The organism is Ruegeria sp. BHSB196 (genome assembly GCF_059613135.1).
In genome coordinates this window covers 21,044-31,726 of sequence record NZ_JBXWRY010000044.1, presented here as the reverse complement: position 1 = coordinate 31,726, position 10,683 = coordinate 21,044, and the positions used below count along the sequence as shown (strand labels likewise).

Annotated in this window: 9 protein-coding genes; 8 read left to right on the top strand and 1 reads right to left on the bottom strand. The window is 65.3% G+C overall.

All coding sequences use genetic code 11. From position 1 onward, the window contains the following. Positions 1-291: 291 nt before the first annotated feature. Genes AC2FNJ_RS17045 through AC2FNJ_RS17025 form a run of 5 tightly spaced genes read left to right on the top strand, consistent with a single transcriptional unit; the run spans position 292 to position 6,250 of the window. Complete coding sequence (locus AC2FNJ_RS17045) at positions 292-1,989, top strand: HupE/UreJ family protein (protein WP_496765874.1); 1,698 nt, start codon at positions 292-294, stop codon at positions 1,987-1,989. A gap of 19 nt (positions 1,990-2,008) precedes the next feature. Continuing rightward, the gene (locus AC2FNJ_RS17040) at positions 2,009-2,854 is read left to right on the top strand and encodes a peptidyl-prolyl cis-trans isomerase (protein WP_496765873.1); all 846 of its coding nucleotides are present in this window, start codon (positions 2,009-2,011) and stop codon (positions 2,852-2,854) included. Continuing rightward, positions 2,851-3,876, top strand: a complete 1,026-nt coding sequence (locus tag AC2FNJ_RS17035; protein ID WP_496765872.1) for a HupE/UreJ family protein — start codon at positions 2,851-2,853, stop codon at positions 3,874-3,876. The genes AC2FNJ_RS17040 and AC2FNJ_RS17035 overlap by 4 nt, the downstream gene beginning before the upstream one ends. Continuing rightward, complete coding sequence (locus AC2FNJ_RS17030; RefSeq protein ID WP_496765870.1) at positions 3,873-4,445, top strand: HupE/UreJ family protein; 573 nt, start codon at positions 3,873-3,875, stop codon at positions 4,443-4,445. Before AC2FNJ_RS17035 ends, AC2FNJ_RS17030 begins: the two co-directional genes overlap by 4 nt. Positions 4,446-4,471: 26 nt before the next feature. Continuing rightward, complete coding sequence (locus tag AC2FNJ_RS17025; RefSeq protein WP_496765868.1) at positions 4,472-6,250, top strand: nickel/cobalt transporter; 1,779 nt, start codon at positions 4,472-4,474, stop codon at positions 6,248-6,250. A gap of 212 nt (positions 6,251-6,462) precedes the next feature. Here the strand turns inward: AC2FNJ_RS17025 and AC2FNJ_RS17020 are convergent, their stop codons facing one another. After that, positions 6,463-6,891: an Lrp/AsnC family transcriptional regulator gene (locus AC2FNJ_RS17020; protein ID WP_496765867.1), complete on the bottom strand. Its 429-nt coding sequence runs from the start codon at positions 6,889-6,891 to the stop codon at positions 6,463-6,465. 86 nt (positions 6,892-6,977) lie between these two features. Between AC2FNJ_RS17020 and rocF the strand changes: the two genes are divergently transcribed. The 3 genes from rocF to AC2FNJ_RS17005 all read left to right on the top strand — a co-directional run bounded on the left by rocF (position 6,978) and on the right by AC2FNJ_RS17005 (position 10,674). Continuing rightward, positions 6,978-7,898 carry an arginase gene (gene rocF, locus AC2FNJ_RS17015; protein ID WP_496765866.1) on the top strand — a complete coding sequence of 307 codons (921 nt, stop codon included), beginning with the start codon at positions 6,978-6,980 and terminating at the stop codon, positions 7,896-7,898. Continuing rightward, a complete protein-coding gene (gene ocd / locus AC2FNJ_RS17010; protein WP_496765865.1) occupies positions 7,899-8,945 on the top strand; it encodes an ornithine cyclodeaminase in 1,047 nt (348 codons plus the stop codon). A 97-nt stretch (positions 8,946-9,042) separates the two neighbouring features. Continuing rightward, positions 9,043-10,674: a S8 family serine peptidase gene (locus AC2FNJ_RS17005; RefSeq protein WP_496765863.1), complete on the top strand. Its 1,632-nt coding sequence runs from the start codon at positions 9,043-9,045 to the stop codon at positions 10,672-10,674. Positions 10,675-10,683: the final 9 nt, after the last annotated feature.

Genomic DNA, 10,683 nt, shown 5'->3' with positions numbered 1-10,683 from the left:
CGCCGAGAGCGTCGGGAGCTTCAGCGGGCGCGACTTCAGGGAGGACGGTTTTGTCCGCTGGGCGTGCTGACATGGATTCAGGAGCGCGCCTGGACCTCGCCGATTTGGTACTCGCCCCAAGGAGATGGATGATGGGTGTCGTTCGCCCGACCCTCGGCGCTTTGACGGTAATCGCATGCGCCGGCGCAGCCATTTCGGAGTAAGCAGCGGGCCAATCGCTCGACCAGGCGGCGAGCGACCCGACTGCGTCACTTATGTCGTTCCAGTTGCAGAACTTTTACACGGATAGACATGATCAGAAAAGTTAATTCAGCCTTGGCGGCATGCGTTGCGCTTGCCACGCTTCAACCCGCGCAATCGCTTGCGGTCGAAGGGGGTATTGGTGCGTACTTCATGGGCACCAGGGACACCTTCGCAGGAATCGTTCCGCCTCCCGGAACCTACCTTTCATTTACCTATGACTATCTTGAAGGCCAAGTCGAGGGCCTCTCGGTCGGTGGCCTCCCGATCCGAGCCGACACCACACTCAAGCTCAACCTTTTGCGTCTGGGAATTACACAGTCCTTTGACACCAGCCTCTGGGGCGGTACGCCGGCCTTCAACTTGACAATTCCGATTCTAGATGCCGGGCTTACTTGGACCGCGGTCACACCTCCCCTTGCAGGGGCCGCGATTGATGACGAAACTTCCGGCATCGGCGACCTTTCGGTCACGGGTATGCTTGGATGGCACCGAGAAAAGCTGCAATACAGTACCGGATTGACGGTGTATGCTCCGACCGGCAACTATCAGACAGCGACGGTGGATGTAGCAACGCGAACTGTCGACGCCCTCTCGAATGGCAAGAATGTCTGGAGCTTCCAGCCGTTTGTGGCAGCGACTTGGCTCGATCCTTCCAGCGGGTTTGAAGCCTCCGGTGCTCTGAGTCTCCTACTTAGCACAAAGAATTCGGCGACCGACTACCAGACCGCTCCGGCAATCCAAGCGGAAGGAGCGGCGGTTCAACGCCTCCGCTCAGGCTGGGGCATCGGCATGACCGGGTATTATTATCAGCAACTTGGAGACGACAGCGGAAGTGGTGCCGATATCACTCGCGCAGCCCTCGGAGCAAACAGCCTGCAAGCACGTGTGGCAGGCGTTGGTCCGATCACAACGTATAGCGGCGGTAGTATTCTCGGTGCCGACGTAAGCCTCAAAAAAAATACGTCGCGGAGTTCGCAGCCAAGCGCCGATTTGAAAGCGACGTTTTCACCGTGTCGCTGTCGTTGGCCTACTAAGGCAGAGCACCGTTGTGTAGTTGCAGCATGTCCGCATAGTATGGCTTTGTGGCGTCGCAAGGCTGTCTCCGCAAATCCAGATTTCCTGGTGCTTCGGCGCGAATTTTCGCAGTCCAAGGAATGGACCATGTCATACAAGTCTTTCATCCCCTTGCTCGTCGCCATCCTCCTCGCGGATGCTGCCCATGCCCATACCATCGAGGGGTCACAAAGCGGATTGATCAGCGGGTTCCTTCATCCGCTTTTCGGCTGGGATCATGTCGTCGCGATGGTCGCGGTCGGGCTATGGGGGGCGGTGCTGGGCGCGCCGGCGCTGTGGCTGTTGCCGGTCGTGTTTCCGGTGGTGATGGCACTCGGGGGAGCGCTCGGTGTAGCGGGGGTGCCGATACCGGCGGTGGAGACGGGCATCGCGCTGTCCGGTGTCGTGCTGGGTCTTCTGGTCGCCTTCGCTGTGAAGGCACCGCTCTGGATCGCGGCCGTGATCGTTGGAGTGTTCGCGGTGTTCCATGGACACGCGCATGGCACCGAGTTGCCATCGGCCGCAGACCCCATTGCCTACGCTATCGGTTTCGTCATCGCGACTGGCCTGCTGCATCTCGCCGGCATCGCCATCGGCCTGTTGTGGGGGCGGCCGCTCGGCACCTGGGCGGTTCGCGGCGCAGGCGTTCTCGTCGCCGCTGTCGGCGCGGCGTTTCTGGCCGGGGTGGCGTGACTGTGAGCGGGCAACGCGGATGAAACAGTTGTTGAAGGCCGCCCTCCACGAACCGCTCGTGCACTTCCTTGTGCTGGGCTTCGCGGTCTTCGGCCTCTTTGCACTCTTCGACGACACGCCGCCGCCCGCCGCCGGGCAGACGATCAACGTGACGGTGGACGACGCGCGTCGGCTCGCCACCGAATTCGAGGCAACATGGCGCCGCCCGCCCGTGCCGGATGAGCTCGACCACCTGATCGCCCAATTCGTGCGACAAGAGATCTACGTGCGCGAGGCAGTGGCCCTAGGGCTCGATCAGGGCGACGCGATCATACGCCAGCGCCTGCGTCTGAAAATGGAATTCCTGACCGAAGCAGGCGCGCAGGCCTTCGATCCTGACGATGCAGTGCTCGCGGCGCATATGAACGAGCACGCGGATCGGTTCGCGCTCGCACCGCTCGTCGCCTTCGAGCAGGTGCTTCTGGATCAGGGATCGACAGGCAGTCCGATGCATGAGATCAAGGCCGGCCTGAACAGTGGGCGCGACCCGGCGGAGGTGGGCCTGCCGAGCCTCCTGCCGGCCGCACTGCCGGCCAGTCCCCGGCAAGTGGTGGATGGCACCTTCGGCACCGGCGTCTTCGACATCCTCGCGAGCTTGCCCAGGGGAGAGTGGTCCGGTCCGGTGACGACCCCGTTCGGCACCCACCTCGTCCGCGTGACAGAGCGGCAGGAGGGCGGGCTTCCTCCGCTCGACGAGATCCGCGATCGGGTGCTTCAGGATTGGCGCGCGACGCTCGCATCGCAGATCCGCGAGGAACAGTTCGAAGCCATGCGCGGACGCTACAAGATCATGGTGCCGGATACGGCGGAGGTGCTCGGGCGATGATGATGATCCGGTTTGCCCTTCTCGTGATGACCTGCCTGTTCGCCCTGTCCCCCGAGGGCGCCCGGAGCCATGCGCTGGAACCCGGATATCTGGAGATCGCACCCTTCGGCCCGTCGGAATGGCGCATCACGTGGCGCAAGCCCCAGGTGCAGGGTGTGCCGATGCCGATCGAAGCCGCCCTGCCCGAGGGCTGCAGCCCGCGTCGCGGCGGCGCGCCCGCCTTCGATGGCCGCGCCTTCCTCACCGGTTGGGTCGCTACATGCAAGACAGGGCTCGCCGGGGGCGAGATCCGCATCGAAGGGCTGGAACGCACGCGCACGGACGTGCTCGTGCGCTACGCCCTCTCGCCGGGGGCAACACTGCAGGCAACACGCCTCACTGCCGCCACGCCCGCCTTCACGGTGCCCTCAAATCCCGGGCCGCTCGGGATCGCCGCGGGCTACTTCGCGCTCGGCGTGGATCACATCCTCAAAGGCATCGATCATCTGCTCTTCGTGCTGATGCTCCTGCTGCTGATCCGCGACTGGCGGCCACTGCTGGGTGCGATAACCTCTTTCACTGTCGCGCATTCGCTCTCGCTCGGAGTAGCGAGCCTCGGCTGGATCGTGGTGCCCGCGCCGCCCGTCGAGGCGATCGTGGCGCTTTCGATCGCCTTCCTGGCCGCCGAGCTGCTGCACGAGCCTGGCAAGGGGGCACGGCTCTCCGAGCGATATCCCTGGGCCGTCGCCTTTGCATTCGGTCTGCTGCACGGTCTGGGCTTCGCCCGCGCCCTGCTGGAGGTCGGCCTGCCACAGGGCGATGTACCGCTCGCACTCTTTGCCTTCAATGTCGGCGTCGAGGCCGGACAAATCCTGTTCATCGCCGTGGCACTGGCCCTTGGTGCGGCGCTGGCGCGTCTTTACCCTTCGGTCGTGCGCGGGCTGACCGCGCCGGGCACGAAAGGTCTGCGCGCGCTCGCCTACGGCGTCGGCACGCTCGCCGCCTTCTGGATGGTCGAACGCGTCGCGGGGTTCCTTGCATGAGAAGGGTGCGTCTTGCCTGCCTTTTGGCGGCGATGCCCGGCCCGGCGCTCGCCCATGACGCCTTCGGCGATCTCGGCCCGTTCTACGCCAGCCTGCTGCACCCTCTCGTAGATCCGCTACAGGCCGCGATGCTCATCGGCACGGCGGCCTTTCTTGCGCGGCGGCCGCTCGCCCTCACGCGGGGGGCGCTGCCCGTGTTCGTTGGTTGTGCCGCGCTTGCCGCTGGCGCTCTCAACGCAGGCGCAGCGCTTGCTGTTTCTCCAATCCTGCTTGCCCTCGCGGCGCTCCTCGCCGGGCTGGCGGCCATTCTGCCTTGTGAGTGGATGTCCCGTCCGACAGCGCTCGGCCTCGTCGCTGCGACCGGTACCTTGACCGGGCTCGCTCCGGGGCCACCGGAAAGCGTCGCGCTCCAGCCGCTTCTCGGCACACTCTGCGGGATCGCCGCGTTCGCCACGTTGAGCTGGTTCGCGCTGGAGACAGCCGCCCGCCGACTGACGCCGCTCGTCCCCCAGGTCGCAGGAAGCTGGGTTGCGGCGATCGGAATCCTCGTGGCAGCGGTCTCGACATGAGGTGCCCGCGGCTCATTCAACGCGCCATGCGAACGTCGCTCGGGGTAGCCGCGAAACTCCACACCGTCCTGTTTTTCGTACTGCTTGCGGCATCCATGCCTGGGCCGGCCGTGTCCTGCGCCTTTCACTTCGCCGACCTGCCGGATGCGTCGCTGTCGCAGCAGATCGCTGCCAGCGCCAGCCTCATTGCAGCCCGCCCCGGGACCGAGAATCCGTTCCGGTTCGAGGCTGCCGCGCTGCTCAGGGGCGTACCCCCCGGTGCCGTGCCGCCGCACCTCGTGGACAGCGCAACGCGCCGGCAACTCGGCGCTGCACCTGATCATGCCATACTCTTTGCTCGCGGTCCCGAGGGCGACTGGACGCGCCTCCTGACGCTGGACGAGACAACCTGGCCGGTCGTCTCCGAGATGATCAAACAGGCCGATAGCTGGGCCGGCCCCGGCGGAAACGCGGCCAGGCGCGACTTCGCCGCCGGCCTGCTTGCCCATCCCGATCCACGCCTTGTCCGCATCGGCCTGAGAGAACTCGATACGCTCGACTACCAGACCCTGCGCGGCGGGAGCTACGCCACGTCCTCCGCAGAGCTTTTGGAAGGGATATTCGATCTGCAACAGCGGCCCTACGTCCCGATCCGGATCCTTCTGATGGGGATCGTTGGCGGCGAAGCCGCCGAAGCCGAGATCGCCCGGCAGCTGGCACACAGAACCGCCTCCGGCACCGCCGCCAATCTGGGTGCCTGGATGACGGCCGCGCTGGAGGTTCGCGGTGCCGCCGCCATCGCGGAGCTTGAGCGCAGCCTCGCCGAACACGCCCTTTCCCGCGAGCAGACGGACGAGATCGTCAGGGCGCTGGCAGTTCAGTCCACCTCGGGCGAACGCGCGCTCCGTGGTCCCGCCCGCATGGCGCTCCTGCGCTTCGTCGGGCATTATCCCGATGCCTCGTTTCTTGCCCGGGCACAGGCCGTCGTCACCGCCGTCTTCACAGGTGCGATGACGGACATGAAGTCCGGTGCCACGAGCGCCGGCGCCGTGTTCGCCTTCCTCTTCGCCTTTCTCTACGGCGCGCTTCACACGCTTGGCCCAGGCCATGGCAAGGCCGTCGTGATCTCTTATTTCGTGGGAGCGGGCGGTACGTTCCGGCGCGGCGTCCGCATGGGCACGCAGATCGCCGTAACCCATGTGCTCTCCGCGATCGTCATCGTCTTCCTGCTGGATCTCGCCGTGCGGCAAACGACCGGCAACGCACCGTCCGACTACCGGATGATCCGGTTGGTGAGCTATGGAGCGATCACGCTCATCGGCGGCGCGATGCTGGTGCGCGCGCTGCAGGCGCTTCGAGAGTACAGGCGCCACGACCACGATCATTCCGGGGGTTGCGCCAGTTGCGCCGCCGCGTCCCGGCGGACCGAGCTTGGGGCTGGATGGCTTGCCACGGCGATCGGGGTCGTACCCTGTACCGGGGCGCTGATCGTCATGCTCTACGGACTCGCGAACGACCTTGTCGGCCCCGCAATCATCATGGTGATCGCGATTTCGCTCGGCATGGCCATGGCCATGGCTGGGCTGGGCCTTGCGGCGATCTGGGGGCACAACCGCGTCGCGCACCGCCTGACCTCGGACGACGCACAACGCATGCGCTTCTCCATCGGCGCCCGCGTGGTCGGTTCAGTGGCTGTCCTCTCCATTGGCGCGACGCTCCTTGCTGTAACGCTTTCAAGCCAGTCCGGCTTACCCGGCATGCTGTCCCAATCGATGAATGAGACTGTCACTCGAACCGCGCGGAGTTCGGTCTCCGACCGCCCTTAATTGTCCTTCGGCTATGCCTCCATGGTCCGATGGTTCGCGATTGGCCGCTGTGCAACTCCGCAACTTGTCGAACGGAACTCGGCCAAGTCGGATGTCGGGCCGTTGATTTGGTTGGACTTCCCGACCTGGCCTCATCCCGTTTTCGCAGCCCGACGTCTGATCGGGTTCAGGCCCTGCTCGCGCCTCTGGATGCGCCGTTATGAGTTCGCATCCTAGACACGACCCCTACGCGTGGACAGCAACAGATTGGTCTCAGACCGGGTCACACCGTCCATGCGCCGAATGGCGAACAACACCTCATCCAGTTCTTCGAGCGTCTCGGTCCCGATCTCGGCGATCAGATCCCAACTCCCATTGGTGGAATGCACGGCGCGCACCTGCCGCATCGCCGAGATGCGCGACATGATCCGTTCGGTCCCACGGCCCTCGATCCCCAGCATCATCAGCCCCCGCACCGGGCTTTGGGACACGTCCTGCCGGGTCAGCACGGTGAACCCGACGATCTCGCCGGATTGTTTGAGCTTTTGCAGGCGGGTGCGAATCGTGGTGCGGGTCACGCCCAGCTGTTCCGCGAGTTCCGACAGGGAGGCGCGCGCATCCCGATGCAGGGCGTTCAACAGGCGGCTGTCCAGTTCGTCCATAGGGAAATTCCGATGCGCTCAGTTTCGTTCCATTTTGAGCATTTTGATCTCTTCCGGCAAGGCCACTCCGGGCACAGAATACCGCCATGGAAAAGCAGGATATTGTCTTGGTTGGAGTTCCGATGGACTCGGGCAAGCGGCGGCAGGGCTGCAGGATGGGCCCCGACGCCTATCGGGTCGCGGGGATCGGGTCGGCCTTGTCGGACCTGGGCCACGGGGTCGTCGATCTCGGAGACGTGGCGCCCGATCCGGTGGATACGCCCGATGACCCGCATCTGTTTTCGTTGCCCGCCTGCATCGGGTGGACTCTGGCGCTGGCACGTCGGGCGCAAGAGGCCGCATCGCGCGGCGTGCCGGTCTTCATGGGGGGCGATCATGCCCTGTCGATGGGGACGGTCGCAGGCATGGCCGCGCATGCGCAAGCCGAGGGGCGGCCGCTTTTTGTCCTCTGGCTCGACGCCCATAGCGACTTCCATACGCCGCAGACCACCGACAGCGGCAATCTGCACGGTACTCCGGTCGCCTATTTCACCGGCCAACCGGGTTTCGAGGCGTTCCCGCCGCTCGCCGCCCCGATCCCGACCGACCGCGTCGGCATGATCGGGCTGCGTTCGGTCGATCCGGCCGAGCGCGTCGTGCTTGAACGGCAGAACGCCCTCTTGGCCGACATGCGCAGCATCGACGAACACGGCATCAAGACACCGCTGCTGGCGTTTCTGGACCGGGTCCGCGCGGCGGGCGGCCTGCTGCACGTGTCGCTGGACGTGGATTTTCTGGAGCCCACCATCGCACCTGCGGTCGGTACCACCGTTCCCGGCGGCGCCACCGAGCGCGAAGCGCATCTGGTGATGGAGCTGCTGCACGAAAGCGGCCTCGTCCGTTCGCTCGATCTGGTGGAGTTGAACCCGTTTCTCGACGAACGCGGGCGCACCGCGAAACTGATGGTCGACCTGGCCGCCTCGCTGATGGGCCGCCGCATCTTCGACCGACCGACACGGAGTTTCTAGATGAGCCAACCTTCCGACAAGGCCCTGGTGCCATTCGTATCCGTCGACAACATGATGAGGCTGATCCATCACGTCGGCGTCGAGCAGATGATCCGAGACATCGCTGCTGAAATCGAAGTGGATTTCCGGCGCTGGGAAAAATTCGACAAGACCCCCCGCGTCGCAGCCCATTCCCCGCACGGCGTGATCGAACTGATGCCCACCTCGGATGGCGAAGCCTACGGGTTCAAATATGTCAACGGCCATCCCAAGAACACGGCCGAAGGCCTGCAGACCGTGACCGCCTTTGGCCTGCTGGCGGATGTTTATACCGGTTATCCTGTGCTGCTGACCGAAATGACGATGCTGACCGCGCTGCGCACGGCCGCAACCTCGGCGCTGGTGGGATCCTATCTGGCGCCCAAGGGGGCGACCACTATGGCAATGATCGGCAACGGCGCGCAGGCGGAATTCCAGTGCCTCGCGTTCAAGGCGCTGTGCGGTATCGACACGGTGCGGCTCTATGACATCGACCCCAAGGCGACCGAGAAATGTGCGGCCAACCTTGCCGGACGGAATCTGAACGTCGTGTCGTGCCGGACGGCGGAGGACGCGATGGAAGGCGCGCGGATCATCACCACCTGCACCGCCGACAAGAAATATGCGACGATTCTGACCGACAACATGATCGGCCCCGGCGTGCACATCAACGCGATCGGCGGCGACTGCCCCGGCAAGACCGAACTGCACCGCAACATCCTGCTGCGGTCCGACATTTTCGTGGAGTATCCCGAACAGACCCGCATCGAAGGCGAAATCCAGGCGTTGGAGCCCGATCATCCGGTCACGGAAATGTGGCAGGTCATCACCGGCCAGGTTCCGGGCCGTCGCGATGAGCGGCAGATCACGCTGTTCGACAGCGTAGGTTTCGCGATCGAGGATTTCTCGGCTTTGCGCTACATCAAGAAGGCCATCGCCAGCACCGATTTCTATGACCCGTTGGACATGCTGGCCGATCCGGACGATCCGCGCGACCTGTTCGGGATGTTGATGCGCGCCAGGACGTAACCCATCGGTCCTTGCGCTGCGGGCAGCAACTTGATGATTTCAAGTGCAATCCGTGCTATCTTCACCCGCAAAGATTGTTTTTTTGCCGGGTATTATCATGCAGGACTTACTTGAAACGCTGCGCGCGCAGTCGGCCGATATTGGCGTTCCGCTTGTCGTCGAACTCGTCTTCGAAGACGCGACCAATCCCGAGACTGTGGAGGCCCGGATCGAAGCGGCCTTGCCCGGATCCGGCGCTCAGGCCGAAACCGCGTTCGGTGAGGAGAGCGACTCGTTCTTCTTCGTGGAGTTTCCGGGCACGGACGTGACAGGTCGCGAGGCCGCCGCCTTTGCCTTTGCCCGGTCGCTGCGCACGGCCGTCGAGGCCACCGAGGCCAACCCGGTCCTGCCCGAAAGCCTGTTCGGCGCCATCGCCATTGGCGCCGATACGGCCGAGGCGGGTCTCTTCACCTGCTCGACGCCCCGCGACAACGGGCACAAGTTCGGCTGGGTGCACCAGGTGATCCGAACGCCGCTGGCCTGGGCGCATAGCCGGGGCGCCGGATCCACCGTGGCTTCCATCGACACCGGCCATTCCAGCCATGGAGAGCTTCAGGGGGCGCTGGACCTGACCCACCAGATCAACCTTGTCGAAGGCGGTACCGACGCGTCCGACCGGTTCGACGACGGTTTCCTGCGGCATCCCGGCCACGGCACCCTGGTGATGTCTGTGGTCGCCTCGCGCGGCGGCGCGGACATGAACGGAAATTCGACCGGTCCCGGCGCGGTCACGGGGGCCGCACCCGACGCCAGGGTGATGCCGATCCGCGCGATCCGGTCGGTCATCAACTTCGACCAACGCACATTGCCCAGGGCGATTGCCCACGCGATCAACCACGGCGCGGACGTGATCGTGATGGCCCAGGGCGGGCCCGTGCGCGTTTCGGCGACCGAGCGCGCGCTGCGCATGGCCGTGGAACGCGGCCTCGTGGTGATCTGCGCATCGGGCAATTGCTGGCCGGACGTGATCTTTCCGGCGGCCTATTCCAGTTTCGGGCTGGCGACGGCCGTCGCAGCCGTGGAGCCGGATCTCAGGCCCTGGGCGCGGAGCGGCCGCGGACCCGAAGTCACCCTGTCGGCCCCCGGCGTGAACGTCTGGGGCGCTGCCAAGAACAAGGCCAGCGATCACGACTGGGGCAACAAGGCCGCGCAAGGCACGACGCTAGCCACGTCGCTGGCGGGCGGGGTCGCGGCGCTCTGGTTCGCGCGGCACGGCGGACGCGCCGCCTTGCGGGCCAAGGCTGCGGCAGCCGGAACCACGGTGCAGGCGATGTGGGTTGCCTGCGCGACGCAGGGACTGACCAAACCCCCCGCCTGGCACGGGGCAAACGACATGGGCGCCGGGGTTCTGGATGCAAGGATCGCGCTGGACGCGCCCCTGCCCCAAGCCGTCACCGGTCACGAGGCGGTCGCCGCGGCCGATCTGGGCAAGACCGGCGTCGAACCCAGTGCAAACGTGCTGCTGGCCCAACTCGCAGGCACCGACCCCGAAGCGGCCGCCGAATTGACGCCCGACATGGCCGATTATGCCGCCGAGATGATGTGGCTGAGATACCGTGCGGGCGCACGCCGTCGCGCACAGGACATCCTGGGGGCGGAAAGCCCGCTTGAAGCAGCGCCCGGCAGCCCGGCCCTGTCCACGGCGCTGGAAGGCAAACCCGCGCTCAGGGCCGCCATCGGAGCGGGTTGAGGGCGAGGC